The following is a 16,759-nucleotide window of genomic DNA, read 5'->3' as shown; positions in this document are numbered from 1 at the left end:
ATGGTGTTCTGTAGTTGGCTTTTCCGATCTGGTTTCCTGTCTGGTTTCGGGCGTTGGCGTGGCCGTTCCTGGGGGCTGCCGCCCCCAGACCCCCGCTTCGGCCTGAACGGCCTCGTCCTCAAACGCCGGACGGGCTGAAAGATGCGGACCGGCGTCCGGGAGGTGCCGTCTCCCTCAGCCGCCGCCCCTCCGGGCGGGTGGGGGTTCGGGATGGTCAGCCCGTCCTCAAACGCCGGACGAGTTGAGAGATACGGACCGGCGTCCGGGAGGTGCCGTGTCTTGCGCCGGACGGGCTGAAAGACAAAGACGCAGCCCGCCCCGACCCTCTTTCTGCTCAGCCCGGGATCAAGCCGTCGTCGCTCAGCAAGTCCCGGACTTCCTCCAAGGTCGCGTCCGGGGACGGGAGGATCAGTTCGGAGGGTTCGAGGGAGGCGTCCGGGAGGGGGGTGCCCAACTCTCGGACCTTGGACAGGAGGGCCTGGAGGGTGCGGCGGAAGCCTGGGCCGTCGCCGTTCTGCATTTCGCGCAGGAGTTCGTCGTCCAGCTCGTTGAGTTCGGTGAGGTGGCTGTCGGCCAGCCTCACCTGTCCCTCCCCCATGATCCGTACGACCATGTCGCCCATGTGTCGGCCTCCTAGGCGTGGGCCCTGGCTTCTACTGCTTGTCGAAGCGGGGGGTGTCCTGCGGTTGCTGCTGGGCCTGCGACTGGCCGTTGCCGCCCTCGATCGCCTGCTGCTGCGAGGACGGGCCGCCGGCCAGTTCCGCCTTCATGCGCTGCAGTTCCAGCTCTACATCCGTACCACCGGAGAGCCGGTCCAGCTCGCTCTGGATGTCGTCCTTGGCCAGACCGGAGTGGTCGTCGAGGACGCCCGAGGCGAGCAGTTCGTCGATGGCGCCGGCGCGGGCCTGGAGCTGGGCCGTCTTGTCCTCGGCACGCTGGATGGCCATGCCGACGTCGCCCATCTCCTCGGAGATGCCGGAGAACGCCTCGCCGATCCGGGTCTGGGCCTGGGCCGCGGTGTACGTGGCCTTGATCGTCTCCTTCTTCGTACGGAAGGCGTCGACCTTGGCCTGGAGCCGCTGGGCCGCAAGGGTGAGCTTCTCCTCCTCGCCCTGGAGCGTCGCGTGCTGCGTCTCCAGATCCGTCACCTGCTGCTGGAGCGCGGCCCGCCGCGAGAGCGCCTCGCGGGCCAGGTCCTCGCGGCCGAGGGCGAGGGCCTTGCGGCCCTGGTCCTCCAGCTTCGTGGACTGCGACTGCAGCTGGTTGAGCTGGAGCTCCAGACGCTTGCGGGAGGTGGCGACGTCGGCCACTCCCCTGCGTACCTTCTGAAGCAGCTCCAGCTGCTTCTGGTACGAGTAATCGAGGGTTTCGCGCGGGTCCTCGGCCCGGTCAAGGGCCTTGTTCGCCTTCGCGCGGAAGATCATCCCCATACGCTTCATGACACCGCTCATGGGCTTCGCGCGCCCCCTTCTGACGGACTCCAGCTCCAGCTCTGCGACAGAACCCACAGTACGGGCCCTGCATCCATTGACGCACTGTTCCGGGACGGATGCGGTCATCCCCAAGGACGACTGCGCTCTCTCCCGCTCCGGCGTAGGGAGTAGGTGTCCCCCCAGGGTGACCCCCGAGAAGTACCCAAGAGGTACCCGTCAAGGACCCGGGGCCGGAAGTACGTGCAACGTCCCCTCTGTCCCTTACAGGACGACTGGTGTTGCCGGATCGTTCCCCGCCGGGCTGGGGTCCAACCCCGGCCACCCCTTACCCTTGGGTTTTGTGTTCCGTAGCCGCGCCAAGGAAGAGAAGGCCGCGTACGCCGACAAGGCGTCGCTGACCGACTCCAAGCAGACCCGTGACCCGCAGGCCCCCAAGGGCCGCCCGACGCCCAAGCGCAGTGAGTCCCAGACCCAGCGCCGCAGCGTCGCCAGTACGTCGATGACCCGCAAGGACGCCTCCAAGCGTCAGCGCGAGGAGCGGCGTACCGCGATGCAGCGCCAGCGCCAGGCGCTGGCCAGTGGCGACGAGCGCTACCTGCCCGCGCGGGACAAGGGCCCGGTGCGCAAGTTCGCGCGCGACTGGATCGACTCACGGTTCAACGTGGCCGAGTTCTTCCTGCCGATGGCCGTGGTCATCCTGGTGCTGAGCATGGTCCGCGTGGGCGCGCTGCAGAGCATCGCGCTGCTGCTGTGGCTGGTCGTGATCGTGCTCATCCTGGTCGACGCGTTCGTCAACGCCTTCCGGCTCAAGAAGCGGCTCGCCGAGCGCTTCCCGGACCAGAACCGCCGGGGTGCCGTCGCCTACGCGCTGATGCGCTCCCTCCAGATGCGCCGTCTCCGGCTGCCGAAGCCGCAGGTCAAGCGCGGAGAGCGGCCCTGAGCGCGGATTCCTTCTCCGGGGGCGTGGCGGATGCCTGGCTGAGCAAGCTGGGCGGGCTGCGGGATGTCGTACGACAGGAGCTTGTCGCTCGGCAGCTAGAGGCTCAGATAACCGGGCGGTTTCCGGTCGGGCAGCGGCTGCGCGTGCTCGACGTGGGGATGGGCCAGGGCACCCAGGCGCTGCGGCTGGCCCGGGCCGGGCATCAGGTGACCGGGGTCGAGCAGGACCCCACGATGATCTCCGCGGCCCGCGAGGCCGTCGCCGCCGAGCCGGAGGGCATCCGGGAGCGGGTGCGACTGGTCCAGGGCGACGGGCGGGACACGGGGGTGCATTTCCTCCCGGGCAGCTTCGACGTGGTCCTCTGCCACGGGGTCCTCATGTACGTCGGTGATCCGGACGCCCTCCTTGCGGGACTGGCCCGGATGCTCGCCCCGGGCGGTCTGCTCTCACTGCTTGTGCGCAACGGCGACTGCCTGGCGATGCGGCCGGGGTTGTCGGGTGACTGGGCGGGCGCGCTCGACGCCTTCGACACCGTCTCGTACACGAATCGGCTCGGTCTCGACGTGCGTGCCGACCGGCTGGAGACGCTCACCGCCACGCTCGCCGGTATCGGGGCGCCGCTGCACGCCTGGTACGGGGTGCGGGTCTTCACGGACACGGCGGCCGACGGGGCGGAGTTCCCGGCCGACCTGGAGACGTTGCTGGCGGCCGAGGAGCGGGCCGGGCGGACGGATCCGTACCGGCGGGTGGCGGCGCTGCTGCATCTGTGCGGCGTGCGCGGCTGAGGCGCGCGGGCGCGATACCGACGAAGGTGCCGGTCAGCTCGTTCGGGTGAACCGGGCAAGCCGGACAATCACCCCGAAGAGACACTCGGGGCATGGATGCTTCCCGTAATCGTGCCGTCCGGCTGCTCGCTCCCGTGGCCGCGTTGTCCTGCTCGCTCGCCCTGTTGAGCGGGTGTTCCGGGTCCGGCTCGGCGGACGCAGAGGAGACCTCGAAAGCGCGGACCGAGCAGGCGGCACAGGCCGCCGAGGTCGCCGCGCCCGCGTCCGGCGACGATCTGCAGAACGACTACCTGAAGGTCATCAAGGACGTCCTGCCGTCCGTGGTGCAGATCCAGGCCAGCAACGATCTGGGGTCCGGGGTCGTGTACGACGACCAGGGGCACATCGTCACCAACGCGCACGTCGTCGGGGACGAGACGACCTTCAAGGTGACGACCGCCAACAGCGAGGACGTGCTCAGCGCCAAGCTCGTCTACTCCTACCCCGAGCAGGATCTCGCCGTGGTGAAGCTGGACAAGGTGCCGGACGGGCTCAAGGCCGCCTCCTTCGCCGACTCCTCGAAGGTCGACGTCGGGCAGATCGTCCTGGCGATGGGCTCGCCGCTCGGGCTGTCGTCCAGCGTGACGCAGGGCATCGTGTCGGCGACCGGACGGACCGTCAGCGAGGGCAGCAGCGGGGGCGGTACGGGCGCGACCATCGCCAACATGGTGCAGACCTCGGCCGCGATCAACCCCGGCAACAGCGGGGGCGCGCTCGTCAATCTCGACGGGCAGGTCATCGGCATCCCGACCCTCGCGGCCACCGACCCCGACCTCGGGGGCAGCGCGGCGCCCGGTATCGGGTTCGCGATCCCGTCCTCGATGGTGAAGACGGTCGCCGACCAGATCATCAAGGACGGCAAGGTGACCGACTCGGGCCGGGCCGCGCTCGGCATCACGGGCCGTACGGTCGTGGACGGCAGTTACCGGGCCGCCGGGGTCGCCGTCGTCGACGTGAAGAGCGGCGGGGCGGCCGACAAGGCGGGCATCGAGCCCGGGGACATCATCACCAGGCTGGGTGACACGGACATCACCACGATCACGTCACTCTCCGAGGCGCTGGCCGAGGACAAGCCAGGGGACAAGACGACCGTGACGTACACGCGCGACGGCGACGAGGACAAGACGGACGTGACGCTGGGCGAGCAGTGACCGAGGGGGCGGCCGGTACGCCGCCCCCCTGTGTCCATGTCCCGCGGAGCCCCTACGCGTCCTGGGCGTGCAGGCTCATCGGACCGTAGATCTCCGTGGTGTCCTCGAACAGCCGCACCTGGTCCGCGCCGCCTTCGAGGAGAGCCTTCCAGTGCTCCCCGATCCACGACTCGGCGTCCCCCTGCGTGGTGAACTCCTCGGGCTCCACCGCGGGCGGGACCTCCGCCCCGTCGGTCTTCTCGAACCGCCACGTCCATGCCGCCATGTACGCCTCCCGTGTCTGAGCACCAGCAGAGCAGAAGCCGGATCTTGGTCCGGCTCCTGCTCTGCAGACTAGTCGGACGGGCAACACCTGCGCAGACACGCGAAAATCACTTCTGTGGAAGTAACACTGCTCGGCACCGGTGCCCCGGCGGGTTTGCCCCGCCCCGACTGTTCCTGCGCGAACTGCGCCACCTCGCTCGGTGAGCACGCGCGCGCGGCGACCGCGCTGCTCATCGACGGAACGTTGCTGCTCGACCTGACGCCGGGTGCGGCCTTCGCGGCGGCGCGGGCCGGGCGGTCGCTCAGCGGCGTACGGCAGGTGCTGTTGTCGCATCCGCACGACGGGCCCGCCGTCGAGGTGCCGGTGGGGCTGCCGCAGCCCGGACGGGTGCCGGACGGGCGGGAGTTGGCGCTGCTGACGGGGCATCGGGTGCGGGCGGTGGCGATGGACGCGCCGGGCACCGGGTACGCGGTGACCGGCCCGGACGGGCAGCGGCTGCTGTATCTGCCGCCCGGGGGCGCGCCGGCCGGCCTCGACGGCAACGGGACCGTGGAGTCGTACGCCATGGTGCTCGCCGATGTCGTGGGGCGGCCGGACGCGCTCGCCAGGCTGCGGGCGGTGGGGGCGCTGGGGCCGACCACGGACGTCGTCGCCGTTCATCTGGACCATGACGTGCCGCCCGGCGCCGAACTGCGGCGGCGGCTGGCCGCGGCGGGTGCGCGGGCCGTGCCGGACGGGACGACGCTGACCGTGGGCGTGTACGAGGACGTGCCCGACGTACCGCGGCGGACGCTGGTGCTGGGAGGTGCGCGGTCCGGAAAGTCGGTGGAGGCCGAGCGGCGGCTCGAAGCCTTTCCGGACGTGCTCTACGTGGCCACCGGCGGCACGCGCGGCGGGGACACCGAGTGGGCGTCCCGGGTCGCCGTGCACCGGGAGCGCCGCCCGGGCTCCTGGCGGACCACCGAGACCTGCGATCTGGTGCCCCTCCTGAAGGACGAGGGCGCGCCGCTGCTCATCGACTGTCTGTCCCTGTGGCTGACGGACGCCATGGACTCCGTGGGGGCGTGGGACGACGCCGTGTGGGCGGACGGTGGCGAACGGGCGCTGCGCGAGCGGATGCGGGAGCTGACGGACGCGGTGCGCGCGAGCCGGCGGACCGTGGTCGCCGTCTCGAACGAGGTCGGGTCCGGAATCGTGCCGGCCACGGCCTCGGGGCGCCGCTACCGGGACGAACTGGGCCGCCTGAACGCCGCGTTCGCGAGCGAGTGCGAGCAGGTGGTACTGCTGGTGGCGGGCCAGGCGCTGGTGCTACGCGGCTGAGGGCGCCCGGCGGGCGATGAGCCGGGCGGTGGGGCGCAGGCGGTCCAGGAACGGGCCGTTGGGGAGTGAACGGTTGAAGAGCGTGCGGGGTTTCGGCGGGACGATCGCGCAGCCCTGGGACTCCAGTTCGGCGCGCAGGGCGTCCACGCGGGGGCGGGGGGCCTCCAGCAGGAGGAGGCCGCCGGGGCGCAGGAGGGTGAGGGCCGCCCGGAGTTCCTCGTCGGGGGTCGGCGGGTGGAGGAGGGTGACCACGTCGTAGCGGGCGCGCAGGGCTCTGGTGAGCCGCGGGTCCGTCAGGTCTCCCACGTACGCCTCCTCGACGCGTTCCGCCTCGCGGGCCGCGAGCACGCGCGCGGTGGGGTCGATGCCGTCGAAGGACGTGTAGGGGAACAGTTCCTTCGCTGTCGCCGGGAAGTGGGCGTGGCCGGTGCCGACGTCCAGCCAGCTCTCCGGTTCGGGGTCGACTCGCAGCAGGGCGCGGGCGGTTGAGCGGTGACGGCGGCGCCGGTCGAGGTCGTCGGCACGCGCGCGCAGGGCACCGGTGCGGGTGCGCAGGGCGGTGAGCCCTGAGTGGACGGACCGGATGGAGCGGCCGGAACGTGCGGAGAGTAGGGAGAGTGCGGCGAGTGGTGACATGTGCGGCTCCCGAAGACGTATGACAATCCGCTGCAAAGCGGAACATATGGGTTCTTGATCTTGGGAGCAACGACGTCACGTGCGCGTGGTGCCCATGTGGCGCGGAACCGTTCGATCGGTGCCGGTACTGTTCGGCGAATGAGCTCGCTTAATCTCGACGACTTCTCCGATCTGATCGAGCGTCCCGACGGCGGAGTGCGCCGCGACGCCGAGGCGCGCCGGGAGCGGCAGATCGTGCCGCCCGGGTCGCTGGGCCGCCTCGACGAACTGGGTGAGTGGCTGGCCGCGGCGCAGTCCGCCGTACCGGTGCGGCCGATCGGACAGCCGCGGGTGGTGCTCTTCGCCGGTGACCACGGAGTGGCCGAACTCGGCGTCTCCGCACGGCCCGCGGGCAGCGCCGGGCAGCTGGTGCGGGACGTCCTGGAGGGCGGCCGGCCGGTGTCGGTCCTCGCGCGCCGGCTGGGCGTGCCGGTGCGGGTCGTCGACATGTCCCTGGACTGCGACCCCGAGACGCTGCCCGACGAGGTCGTACGGCATCGGGTGCGGCGCGGCAGCGGGCGGATCGACATCGAGGACGCGCTGACCGCCGAGGAGGCGGAGGCCGCCTTCCGCGCCGGGATGGCGGTGGCCGACGAAGAGGCCGACTCCGGTACGGATCTGGTGGTGCTCGGCGATGTGAGCGTGGGCGGGACGACGGCGGCGGGCGTGCTGGTCGCGGCGCTGTGCGGGACCGACGCGTCCGTGGTGACCGGGCGGGGCGGCCTCGCGATCGACGACCTGGCGTGGATGCGCAAGTGCGCGGCGATCCGCGACGCGCTGCGCCGGGCCCGGCCGGTGCTCGGCGAGCAGCTGCAGCTCCTGGCGACCGTGGGCGGGGCCGACCTCACCGCGATGACGGGCTTCCTGCTGCAGTGCGCGGTGCGCAAGACGCCGGTGGTCCTGGACGGGGTGGTGGCCGCCGCCTGTGCGCTGGTGGCCCAGCGGATCGCGTTCCGGGCGCCGGACTGGTGGCTGGCCGGGCACGACAGCGGGGAGCCGGGTCAGGCGAAGGCGCTGGACCGGATGGCCCTTGAGCCGCTGCTGTCGCACGGGGTGACGGTGGGCGAGGGCGCGGGAGCCCTGCTGGCGCTGCCACTGGTCCAGGCGGCGGCCGCGCTGGCCGCCGAACTGCCGGAGCGGCCCGAGGAGACGGAGAAGCCGGAGGAGTCGGCGGCCGCCGAGGGGGCCGAGGCGTCCGGAAAGCCCGAGGTCTCCGGTGAACTGGCGAAAGAGGAGACCGAGTAGGCCTCAAAGAGCCGAAAGTCGACCGCACGCGAGACGAAAGAAGGACGGTTCGTCAAGGCATCGCCCATAAGATCCTTCTCCATGGGAGATGCCCGAATTGCCTCGCGGCGGGCCGCCGCATTCGCCGTCTGGTACCTGCGGCTGGTCGCGTTCGTCAACTTTCTGAGCGCGATCTGGGTCTCCCTGGGGCAGGACGTGCGGCGGCACAACCAGGAGGACTTCTTCACGCCGTACCTCCTCACCGCGGGCTTCGCGTCCGGGGTGTTCACCGTCTTCCTGGCCGTCACCATGCGGCGCCGCAAGCGCGCCGCATGGATCCTGAACCTCGCGCTGGCAGGACCCTTCCTCGCCCTGTTCTCCTTGGCGATGGCGTTCCCGGAGATGCGCGCACACGCGCAGAACTGGATCTCGCTGGCCCTCACCGCCGCCTTCGTCGTCGCCCTCGTGGTCGGCCGGCGGGAGTTCTACGCGAAGGGCGACCGGTCCAACCCGAAGCTCGCCGCCGCCGTCGCGGTCGGCGGCACCCTGGCCTGCTCGCTGCTCGCCGCGCTGCTGGTGACGGTCACCAACCAGGCGTCGGACGCGGCCCGTTCGACGTTCCTGGAGCGCTGGCACTACGGCACCTTCCGGCTGGTGTCGGTCGCCGCGAGCGAGGCCCGCTTCCCCGGCATCGAGACGCCGAACTGGGTGGACGTCGGCATCAACGTGCTCAGCACGGTCCTGGTCCTCGCCGTCTTCTACGCCGCCTTCCGCTCCCGGCGCGCCGTCGACCCGCTCACCGAGGACGACGAGAAGCGGCTGCGGGAGCTGCTCGACCGGCAGGGCGAGCGGGACTCGCTCGGCTACTTCGCGCTGCGCCGGGAGAAGAGCGTGGTGTGGTCACCGACCGGCAAGGCGGCCGTCGCCTACCGGGTGGTGGGCGGAGTCTCGCTGGCCTCCGGGGACCCGATCGGCGACCCCGAGGCCTGGCCCGGCGCCATCGACCCGTGGCTCGCCGAAGCCCGCGCGCACGGGTGGATCCCGGCGGTGATGGGGGCCGGCGAGGAGGCCGGGACGGTGTACGCGCGGCACGGCCTGGACGCGCTTGAGCTGGGCGACGAAGCCCTGGTCGAGGTCGCCGAGTTCACACTGGAGGGGCGGGCCATGCGGACCGTGCGGCAGGCCTACAACCGGGTCAAGCGGGCCGGGTACACGGTGCGCATCCGGCGCCACGAGGACATCCCCGCCGACGAGTTGGCGTATCTCCTCAAGCGTGCCGACGACTGGCGGGACGGGGCCACCGAGCGCGGGTTCAGCATGGCGCTGGGCCGGCTCGGGGATCCCGAGGACGGGCGCTGCGTGATGCTGGAGTGCACGGACGCGGAGGGGCGGCTGCGGGCGCTGCTGTCCTTCGTGCCGTGGGGGCCGCGCGGTCTCTCGCTCGACCTGATGCGGCGCGACCGGGACGCCGAGAACGGGCTGATGGAGTTCATGGTGATCGAACTCCTGCGCAGGGGCCGCGAGATCGGGATCACCCAGGTCTCACTCAACTTCGCGATGTTCCGATCGGTCTTCGAACGTGGGGGGCGCCTCGGTGCCGGTCCGGTGCTGCGGCTGTGGCGGTCACTGCTGAGCTTCTTCTCGCGGTGGTGGCAGATCGAGTCGCTGTACCGGGCCAACGCCAAGTACCGGCCCATCTGGGAGCCACGGTTCCTGCTCTTCGAGAAGAGCGCGGACCTGCCGCGCATCGGTCTTGCTTCGGCTCGCGCGGAAGGATTCCTGGAGGCGCCGGGGTTGCCCAAGTGGCTGCATCGCAAGCATCTGGAGACGCACAGATGAGGAACCTCGCCCGCTGGGCCCGCGCCGAATGGGGACTGCTCTACGTCACCGTGCGCGAGCCGCTGCTGAAGCGGCGTTGGCGGGCGATCCCGATGACACTCGGGGCGGTGGGTCTCACGGCGGTCGTGCAGATCGTGCAGAACCAGTCCTGGGGCTACCGGTTCGTGCAGGACATCGGCGCGGTCCGGGCCCAGGACCCGCTCTGGCTGGCGTTGCTGCGCACCCCGCTCTCCCTCTTCGTGCCGGCCCTGGACCTGCCCGTGTGGGGCGCGCTGGCGCAGGTGCTGTTCGTCTTCGGCATCGCGGAGATCTGCCTCGGCTGGTGGCGCACCCTCGTCATCGCCTACGCGGCCACCCTCGCCGGCACGCTGTACGCGCGCGTGGGCATCTCCCTGGGCCCGGGCAGCCCGTTCGGCCTCCCCGCCTCGGACGCCCAGGTCGTCGACACCGGCCCCTCGGCGGCGGTGGTCGGCCTCGCGATCTTCCTCGGCTGGCGCTACGGCGCCTACGTCACCGCCGGCGCGGTCGCCCTGGCGATGGTGGTCGAGGTGCTGCTCAAGGACAACCTCGCCGGCAAGGAACACGTCGCGGCGATCGTGACGGTGGCGGTGCTGTGCGGGATCTCGGCACTGCGGCACCGGAAGCGGGGGCCGGGGGCGCGGGGTCCGAGGTCGCGGGGGCCAGGGGCAAGAGGCCCGAGGGCGCGGGGTCCGGAGCCGGACTCCCCGCCCCCTTGAAACTCGCCGCCTTGAAGCCCGCCCTCTTGAAGCCCGCCCGCCCCCTCGCCCGCGCCGATGGCGACACCGTCACCCCCGAGGCAGCGCCCGCTGTGGCTCCGGGTCCGGCTTGCCGCCGATCCAGTCCTGGAACCTGCGGCTGGGGCCCGCCCAGCGGCGGTCGTGGTGGTAGGCGCGGAGCCTGGAACGGGCGCGGGCGCGCGGGCGGCGGCGGTAGAAGCGGCGGGCCCAGGGGGAACCGGGGCGGGCCAGGCGGATCAGGCCGATCAGACCGACCAGCGGGACGATCACGCTGAAGATCGCCATCCGGGTCTTGCCCTTGGCGAGGACGGCCAGCGCGAACACGAAGTTGACCACCACCGTCGTGATCACGCCACCCCGGTCCTGGAGCTCGTCCTGGCTCATGTCGTTGACCCCGAAGGGCGAGAAGCCGGAGAGCACGAGACCGACCAGAGCCGCCGTCAGCACCACCACCTCGACGCTCTGGCGGCCCTCCTCGCTCCAGTACACGTCGTCGAGGTGGAGGATCAGCGCGAACTCATCGAGGACCAGACCCGCGCCCATCCCGAAGATCACCGCGCAGACGGCCGAGCCGAACCCGTGCCGCCCGCCCGCCACCGCCCCGAAGCCGCCGATGATGGTCAGCACGATGCCCGGCACGACGTGATGGATGTGCAGCCCGCCCGCCTTGACGTTGCCGAACGGCCCCTTGCCCGCCCGGATGAGACGGGTGATCAAGCGCGTGATCAGGAACGTCAGGACGAAGGCCGCCAGGGCGAGGAGCAACGGCAGCTTGCCGGGCTCGATGATGTTCCGATGCAACCAATGTCCCATATGTGAACTTTATCCATGCCACCCGCTTCCGCCCGCGCGACCGCCGGGTAACCTGCGCCGGTGCCCAGAACCCCCTGGCCGGACGGCCTCCGCTTCGCCTTCGGCACCCTGACCGCACTGCCGGTCACGGTGACCCGCTGGGACCGGGACGCGGCGCGCGCCGGCATGCTCTGCGCCCCGGCGGCCGGACTGGTGGTCGGCGCGGGCGCGGCCCTTCTCGGGGTCCTGCTGCTGGCGCTCGGCGCGGGCGCCCTGCTCGCCGCCGTCGCCTCCGCCGCCGTACCCGCCGTACTCACCCGTGGGCTGCATCTCGACGGGCTCGCGGACACCGCGGACGGGCTCGGCAGCGGTAAGCCCGCCGAGGACGCGCTGCGGATCATGAAGCAGTCGGACATCGGGCCGTTCGGTGTGATCACGCTGGTGTTCGTGCTGCTGGCGCAGGTGGCGGCGCTGGCGCAGGCCTACGGCGGCTCGTGGGGCCGGGGCGCGCTCGCGGCCGTCGTCTCGGGGACCGTCGCCCGGCTCGCGCTCACCCTGGCCGCCCGGGCGGGTGTGCCGGCGGCGCGGCCCGAGGGGCTGGGGGCGGCGGTCGCGGGGGTCGTGCCGGTGCGGGGTGCGGTGGGCGTCGGGGTTGTGGTGGTGGCGCTCGCGGCGGCCGGGGGTGCGTTGCTCGGGACGTACGACGTGGTCCGTACGGCGGTCGCGGTGGTCGTCGGGCTCGGTGGTGCCGAACTGCTGTTGCGGCACTGCACGCGGCGGTTCGGCGGGGTGACCGGGGATGTGTTCGGGGCGCTCGCCGAGACGGCCGCGACGCTCTCGCTGCTGGTGCTCTGCCTGGGGAACTGACGGCGAGAACAAGGCCGTTGATCAGCAGGCTCGGCGCCAGGCCCCCAGTTCGTACTTCTTGAGCATCGAACTCAGCTTCAGGCGGCGGGAGTCGGCGCAGAAGCGGCTGGTGGGCAGCTCGTACTCGACGTGGAAGACCGCCTTGCCGGCCTTGATGAACGGTGTCAGGTCGGCGCATTCGCCGTACTGGGCGCACTGTTCGTTGACCGCGAAGTCGAAGTCGCCGACCAGTTGGGGGATTTGGTCGAGGTCATTCTTGAGGCCGACCGACATGCCTCGGTCGTGGGCGAGTTTCGCGATCAGGCGGTTGTAGCGGAGTTGGTCGGCGGCCTTGAGGGGGAAGCCGGTGCGGTTCTTGTAGCCGTCCATGTTGTCCGGCTCCACCGCGTCGAAGCCTTTGTCGCGGCACATGTCGAAGCGGGCCGCCATCAGTGGTTCGAGGACGTCGGTGCGGCGGATGTCGAGCCAGCGCTCGCCGTCCCAGCCGTTGCCCTTGCCCAGCACCGACTTGGGGAACTTCTTCGCGTCGGGCCGCCAGTCCTCGTACGCGCCGGTGGAGAGGTAACAGATGACCTTGCGGCCCTTGGCGTGCAGGGCGGAGACGGTGGCCTTCGGCTGGTCGAAGCCGTCGATGTCGTAGACCGGCACGTCGACGGAGGTGTCGATCCGGCCGCTCAGCTGCCACTGCCAGGCGACTCCCGGGCGCGGCTGCCAGCGGGCGGCGGTGGGGGATTCGTCGTCGGGCGCGGAGGCGCAGCCCGCCAGGAACGCGAGCAGGGCGAGCAGCAGGGACGGGCGGGTCAGTGTGCGGGGCAAGATGCCGGCTCCAGGGGTGCGGTGAGGTGGCTCAGGAATGATCTCCGATGCAGAGGACAGGTGAACGCCCGGGGGAATGAGTGAACGCACACACGCGCGTAGGCTCGTCCCGACTGTTCGCCGCACCGGGGAAGGCCCCGCTCAAGCCGCGTTCCTAGGCCGGATCTAGGGTCGGCTGTCGGGCCCGGTCGACCCACACAGTTCGACCACTGCAACTTCACATCGGAAGCGAGATTTCACCACCGTGACTGCTCTCACTCTCAGCACCGCCGCGGCGCCCGGTCTGCGTGCCGACGCGATCGTGCTCGGTGTCGCCAAGGGCGACAAGGGGCCGGTCGTCGCCCCGGGCGCCGAAGCCGTCGACAAGGCCTACGACGGCGGGCTCGCCGGGATCCTGGAAACCCTCGGTGCCTCCGGTGCCGAGGGCGAGGTGACGAAGCTGCCGGCGCCGTCCGGCTTCAAGTCCCCGCTCGTGGTGGCGGTCGGCCTGGGCGCGGAGCCCCAGAAGGACTCCGGGTACGACGCCGAGGCGCTGCGCAAGGCCGCCGGTGCGGCAGCCCGTGCGCTCACCGGGACCAAGAAGGCCGTCTTCGTCCTGCCGATCGGCGACGCCGCCGACCTCGGCGCGATCGGCGAGGGCGTGCTGCTCGGCGCGTACTCCTTCGACACGTACAAGGAGAACGGCAAGGACGCCAAGGCCAAGAACGGCAAGGCGCCGCTCGGCGAGGCCGCCCTGCTGGGCGCCAAGCCCCGCGACAAGGACCACAAGGCGGCCGTCGAGCGCGCCACCGCCGTCGCCGAGGAGCTCAACCGCGCCCGCGACCTGATCAACACCCCGCCGAACGACCTCAACCCCGAGTCGTTCGCGGCGATCACGCAGGCCGCTGCCAAGGAGCACGGCATCAAGGTGCAGGTGCTCGACGTGAAGGCGCTGGAGAAGGGCGGCTACGGCGGCATCCTCGGCGTCGGCGCCGGCTCCGCGGCCGGTCCGCGGCTGGTGAAGCTGTCGTACACCTCGTCCAAGGCGAAGAAGCACCTCGCGTTCGTCGGCAAGGGCATCACGTACGACTCGGGCGGCATCTCGCTGAAGCCGGCCGGGCACAACGAGACGATGAAGTGCGACATGAGCGGTGCGGCGGCGGTCTTCGCGGCCGTGGTCGCCGCCGCGCGTCTGGGCCTTGAGGTCAACGTCACGGGCTGGCTGGCGCTGGCCGAGAACATGCCCTCCGGTTCCGCGACCCGTCCCGGTGACGTGCTGCGCATGTACAGCGGCAAGACGGTCGAGGTGCTCAACACCGACGCCGAGGGCCGGCTGGTCCTGGCGGACGCCCTGTGGGCCGCCTCGGCGGAGAAGCCGGACGCGATCGTCGACGTGGCGACGCTCACCGGCGCGATGATGCTGGCGCTGGGCAGCCGGACCTTCGGGATCATGGCGAACGACGACGCGTTCCGCTCCGCGCTGCACGAGGCGGCCGAGGAGGTCGGCGAGCCGGCCTGGCCGATGCCGCTGCCGGAGCACCTGCGCAAGGGCATGGACTCCCCCACGGCCGACATCGCGAACATGGGCGAGCGGATGGGCGGCGGCCTGGTCGCCGGTCTCTTCCTGCGCGAGTTCGTGGGCGAGGGCATCACCTGGGCGCACCTGGACATCGCGGGTCCGGCCTTCAACGAGGGCGGGCCGTTCGGCTACACGCCCAAGGGCGGTACGGGTACGGCGGTGCGGACGCTGGTCCGCCTTGCCGAGCTGGCGGCCTCGGGCGACCTCGGCTGATGTGACCGAGGGTGAGGGGGCTCCGCGCGCGGGTAGGGCGGAGCCCCCTCGTCCGTACCCCCGGGGCGGTCGCTCGACTGAACGTGGGACGTCTCACACACCGCCCTGGCGTCTCGTCCACCCGCGACAAGTGCGAAGATGGGGCTCGGCAGGACAGGGCCCCCACCACAGGGCCGAAGAAAGAGCGGCCGGACACCAGCCGCCGACCGGTCGACCACCCGTACGGGACAAGGACGACCGGCGTGGCGCACATGCATGGAGGACGTGACGTGGCGAACGACGCCAGCACCGTTTTCGACCTAGTGATCCTCGGCGGTGGTAGTGGCGGTTACGCCGCGGCCCTGCGCGGGGCGCAGCTGGGACTGGACGTCGCCCTGATCGAGAAGGACAAGGTCGGCGGCACCTGCCTGCACAAGGGGTGCATCCCCACCAAGGCCCTGCTGCACGCGGGCGAGATCGCCGACCAGGCCCGCGAGAGCGAGCAGTTCGGCGTCAAGGCGACCTTCGAGGGCATCGACGTCCCCGCGGTCCACAAGTACAAGGACGGCGTCATCGCCGGTCTGTACAAGGGTCTGCAGGGTCTGATCGCCTCCCGCAAGGTGACGTACATCGAGGGCACGGGCCGCCTGTCGTCCCCGACCTCCGTCGACGTGAACGGCCAGCGCGTCCAGGGCCGCCACGTCCTGCTGGCGACCGGCTCCGTGCCGAAGTCGCTGCCCGGTCTGGAGATCGACGGCAACCGGATCATCTCCTCCGACCACGCCCTCGTCCTGGACCGCGTACCGAAGTCCGCGATCATCCTGGGCGGCGGGGTCATCGGCGTCGAGTTCGCCTCGGCGTGGAAGTCCTTCGGCGCGGACGTCACCGTGATCGAGGGCCTCAAGCACCTCGTCCCGGTCGAGGACGAGAACTCCTCCAAGCTTCTTGAGCGCGCGTTCCGCAAGCGCGGCATCAAGTTCAACCTGGGCACCTTCTTCTCCAAGGCCGAGTACACGGCCGACGGCGTCAAGGTCACCCTCGCCGACGGCAAGGAGTTCGAGGCGGAGATCCTCCTCGTCGCCGTCGGCCGCGGCCCCGTCTCCGCCGGCCTCGGGTACGAGGAGCAGGGCGTCGCCATGGACCGCGGCTATGTCCTGGTCGACGAGTACATGCGGACGAACGTCCCGACCATCTCCGCCGTCGGTGACCTGGTCCCGACGCTCCAGCTCGCGCACGTCGGCTTCGGCGAGGGCATCCTGGTGGCGGAGCGTCTGGCCGGTCTCAAGACCGTTCCGATCGACTACGACGGTGTCCCGCGGGTGACGTACTGCCACCCCGAGGTCGCCTCCGTGGGCATCACCGAGGCCAAGGCCAAGGAGATCTACGGTGCGGACAAGGTCGTCGCTCTGAAGTACAACCTCGCGGGCAACGGCAAGAGCAAGATCCTCAACACCGCGGGCGAGATCAAGCTCGTCCAGGTGAAGGACGGTGCCGTGGTCGGCGTCCACATGGTCGGCGACCGCATGGGCGAGCAGGTCGGCGAGGCCCAGTTGATCTACAACTGGGAAGCGCTGCCCGCCGAGGTCGCCCAGCTCATCCACGCCCACCCGACGCAGAACGAGGCGCTCGGCGAGGCCCACCTGGCCCTGGCCGGCAAGCCCCTGCACTCGCACGACTGACCCTCGGTCGACGAACGCGACTCAGCGACGAACCCAGACTTCCGCAATTCGTAAGGAGCAACCGAAACCATGGCGGTTTCCGTAACCCTTCCGGCGCTCGGTGAGAGCGTCACCGAGGGCACTGTCACCCGCTGGCTGAAGGCCGAGGGTGAGCGCGTCGAGGCCGACGAGCCGCTGCTCGAGGTCTCCACCGACAAGGTCGACACCGAGATCCCCGCGCCCGCCGCGGGCATCCTGGCCTCGATCAAGGTCGCCGAGGACGAGACCGTCGAGGTCGGCGCCGAGCTGGCGATCATCGACGACGGCACCGGCGCGCCCGCTGCCGCCGCCCCGGCCCCCGCCGCCGAGCCCGCCCCGGCTCCGGCCGAGGCTCCGGCTCCGGCCGCCGCCCCGGCCCCCGTGGCCGAGGCGCCCGCCCCCGCTGCG

At 71.2% G+C, this 16,759-nt stretch carries 17 protein-coding genes; 11 read left to right on the top strand and 6 right to left on the bottom strand.

Annotated elements, in window-relative coordinates:
* Positions 1 to 334: 334 nt before the first annotated feature.
* Positions 335 to 613: a PspA-associated protein PspAA gene (pspAA, locus tag ACWDR3_RS42815; RefSeq protein ID WP_450358028.1), complete on the bottom strand. Its 279-nt coding sequence runs from the start codon at positions 611 to 613 to the stop codon at positions 335 to 337.
* Positions 614 to 653: 40 nt separating this feature from the next.
* Positions 654 to 1,451: a PspA/IM30 family protein gene (locus ACWDR3_RS42810; protein ID WP_402347795.1), complete on the bottom strand. Its 798-nt coding sequence runs from the start codon at positions 1,449 to 1,451 to the stop codon at positions 654 to 656.
* Between the two features lie 283 nt (positions 1,452 to 1,734).
* On the opposite strand from ACWDR3_RS42810, the gene ACWDR3_RS42805 reads away from it, so the two are divergent.
* The 3 genes from ACWDR3_RS42805 to ACWDR3_RS42795 all read left to right on the top strand — a co-directional run bounded on the left by ACWDR3_RS42805 (position 1,735) and on the right by ACWDR3_RS42795 (position 4,348).
* Entirely contained in the window at positions 1,735 to 2,373 is a 639-nt protein-coding gene (locus ACWDR3_RS42805) for a DUF3043 domain-containing protein (RefSeq protein ID WP_450358027.1), read from the top strand.
* A gap of 47 nt (positions 2,374 to 2,420) precedes the next feature.
* Positions 2,421 to 3,158 (top strand): class I SAM-dependent methyltransferase, encoded by a 738-nt coding sequence (locus ACWDR3_RS42800; protein ID WP_450358025.1) that lies wholly within the window; start codon positions 2,421 to 2,423, stop codon positions 3,156 to 3,158.
* 92 nt (positions 3,159 to 3,250) lie between these two features.
* On the top strand, positions 3,251 to 4,348 hold the full coding sequence (locus ACWDR3_RS42795) for a S1C family serine protease (protein ID WP_450358022.1): 1,098 nt from the start codon (positions 3,251 to 3,253) through the stop codon (positions 4,346 to 4,348).
* 52 nt (positions 4,349 to 4,400) lie between these two features.
* On the opposite strand, the gene ACWDR3_RS42790 is transcribed toward ACWDR3_RS42795, so the two are convergent.
* Positions 4,401 to 4,613: a hypothetical protein gene (locus tag ACWDR3_RS42790; protein WP_450358020.1), complete on the bottom strand. Its 213-nt coding sequence runs from the start codon at positions 4,611 to 4,613 to the stop codon at positions 4,401 to 4,403.
* Positions 4,614 to 4,727: 114 nt separating this feature from the next.
* On the opposite strand from ACWDR3_RS42790, the gene ACWDR3_RS42785 reads away from it, so the two are divergent.
* Entirely contained in the window at positions 4,728 to 5,933 is a 1,206-nt protein-coding gene (locus ACWDR3_RS42785; protein WP_450358019.1) for a bifunctional adenosylcobinamide kinase/adenosylcobinamide-phosphate guanylyltransferase, read from the top strand.
* Here the strand turns inward: ACWDR3_RS42785 and ACWDR3_RS42780 are convergent.
* A complete protein-coding gene (locus tag ACWDR3_RS42780) occupies positions 5,922 to 6,569 on the bottom strand; it encodes a methyltransferase domain-containing protein (protein ID WP_450358018.1) in 648 nt (215 codons plus the stop codon). The genes ACWDR3_RS42785 and ACWDR3_RS42780 overlap by 12 nt on opposite strands.
* 138 nt (positions 6,570 to 6,707) lie before the next feature.
* Here ACWDR3_RS42780 and cobT point away from each other — a divergent pair, with 138 nt between their 5' ends.
* The 3 genes from cobT (at position 6,708) to ACWDR3_RS42765 (ending at position 10,408) form a co-directional block, all read left to right on the top strand.
* Positions 6,708 to 7,853 carry a nicotinate-nucleotide--dimethylbenzimidazole phosphoribosyltransferase gene (gene cobT, locus ACWDR3_RS42775; RefSeq protein ID WP_450358016.1) on the top strand — a complete coding sequence of 382 codons (1,146 nt, stop codon included), beginning with the start codon at positions 6,708 to 6,710 and terminating at the stop codon, positions 7,851 to 7,853.
* Between the two features lie 81 nt (positions 7,854 to 7,934).
* Positions 7,935 to 9,671 carry a phosphatidylglycerol lysyltransferase domain-containing protein gene (locus ACWDR3_RS42770; RefSeq protein WP_450358015.1) on the top strand — a complete coding sequence of 579 codons (1,737 nt, stop codon included), beginning with the start codon at positions 7,935 to 7,937 and terminating at the stop codon, positions 9,669 to 9,671.
* Entirely contained in the window at positions 9,668 to 10,408 is a 741-nt protein-coding gene (locus tag ACWDR3_RS42765) for a hypothetical protein (protein WP_450358013.1), read from the top strand. The genes ACWDR3_RS42770 and ACWDR3_RS42765 overlap by 4 nt, the downstream gene beginning before the upstream one ends.
* Before the next feature lie 69 nt (positions 10,409 to 10,477).
* Here ACWDR3_RS42765 and ACWDR3_RS42760 read toward each other — a convergent pair whose 3' ends face one another.
* Positions 10,478 to 11,242 carry a hypothetical protein gene (locus tag ACWDR3_RS42760; protein WP_450358012.1) on the bottom strand — a complete coding sequence of 255 codons (765 nt, stop codon included), beginning with the start codon at positions 11,240 to 11,242 and terminating at the stop codon, positions 10,478 to 10,480.
* Positions 11,243 to 11,302: 60 nt separating this feature from the next.
* On the opposite strand from ACWDR3_RS42760, the gene ACWDR3_RS42755 reads away from it, so the two are divergent.
* The gene (locus ACWDR3_RS42755) at positions 11,303 to 12,088 is read left to right on the top strand and encodes an adenosylcobinamide-GDP ribazoletransferase (protein WP_450358011.1); all 786 of its coding nucleotides are present in this window, start codon (positions 11,303 to 11,305) and stop codon (positions 12,086 to 12,088) included.
* A 21-nt stretch (positions 12,089 to 12,109) separates the two neighbouring features.
* Here ACWDR3_RS42755 and ACWDR3_RS42750 read toward each other — a convergent pair whose 3' ends face one another.
* Positions 12,110 to 12,892: an endo alpha-1,4 polygalactosaminidase gene (locus ACWDR3_RS42750; protein ID WP_450358024.1), complete on the bottom strand. Its 783-nt coding sequence runs from the start codon at positions 12,890 to 12,892 to the stop codon at positions 12,110 to 12,112.
* Between the two features lie 256 nt (positions 12,893 to 13,148).
* Here ACWDR3_RS42750 and ACWDR3_RS42745 point away from each other — a divergent pair, with 256 nt between their 5' ends.
* The 3 genes from ACWDR3_RS42745 to ACWDR3_RS42735 all read left to right on the top strand — a co-directional run.
* Positions 13,149 to 14,675, top strand: coding sequence for a leucyl aminopeptidase (locus tag ACWDR3_RS42745; protein WP_450358010.1), 1,527 nt, complete (start codon positions 13,149 to 13,151; stop codon positions 14,673 to 14,675).
* Between the two features lie 269 nt (positions 14,676 to 14,944).
* Complete coding sequence (lpdA, locus tag ACWDR3_RS42740) at positions 14,945 to 16,333, top strand: dihydrolipoyl dehydrogenase (protein ID WP_450358009.1); 1,389 nt, start codon at positions 14,945 to 14,947, stop codon at positions 16,331 to 16,333.
* Positions 16,334 to 16,402: 69 nt separating this feature from the next.
* On the top strand, positions 16,403 to 16,759 hold a 357-nt coding region (locus tag ACWDR3_RS42735; protein WP_450358008.1), incomplete at its 3' end, for a biotin/lipoyl-containing protein.

Source organism: Streptomyces sp. NPDC001002 (assembly GCF_053599215.1).
The sequence above is the reverse complement of the archived record's forward strand: the minus strand, read 5'-3'. Positions and strand labels throughout refer to the sequence as shown.

What these genes read in the sequence shown, in the direction of transcription:
- pspAA (WP_450358028.1), bottom strand. Translation starts at nt 613, where the DNA reads ATGGTCGTACGGATCATGGGGGAGGGACAGGTGAGGCTGGCCGACAGC.
- ACWDR3_RS42810 (WP_402347795.1), bottom strand. Translation starts at nt 1,451, where the DNA reads ATGAGCGGTGTCATGAAGCGTATGGGGATGATCTTCCGCGCGAAGGCG.
- ACWDR3_RS42795 (WP_450358022.1), top strand. Translation starts at nt 3,251, where the DNA reads ATGGATGCTTCCCGTAATCGTGCCGTCCGGCTGCTCGCTCCCGTGGCC.
- ACWDR3_RS42790 (WP_450358020.1), bottom strand. Translation starts at nt 4,613, where the DNA reads ATGGCGGCATGGACGTGGCGGTTCGAGAAGACCGACGGGGCGGAGGTC.
- ACWDR3_RS42780 (WP_450358018.1), bottom strand. Translation starts at nt 6,569, where the DNA reads ATGTCACCACTCGCCGCACTCTCCCTACTCTCCGCACGTTCCGGCCGC.
- cobT (WP_450358016.1), top strand. Translation starts at nt 6,708, where the DNA reads ATGAGCTCGCTTAATCTCGACGACTTCTCCGATCTGATCGAGCGTCCC.
- ACWDR3_RS42770 (WP_450358015.1), top strand. Translation starts at nt 7,935, where the DNA reads ATGGGAGATGCCCGAATTGCCTCGCGGCGGGCCGCCGCATTCGCCGTC.
- ACWDR3_RS42765 (WP_450358013.1), top strand. Translation starts at nt 9,668, where the DNA reads ATGAGGAACCTCGCCCGCTGGGCCCGCGCCGAATGGGGACTGCTCTAC.
- ACWDR3_RS42760 (WP_450358012.1), bottom strand. Translation starts at nt 11,242, where the DNA reads ATGGGACATTGGTTGCATCGGAACATCATCGAGCCCGGCAAGCTGCCG.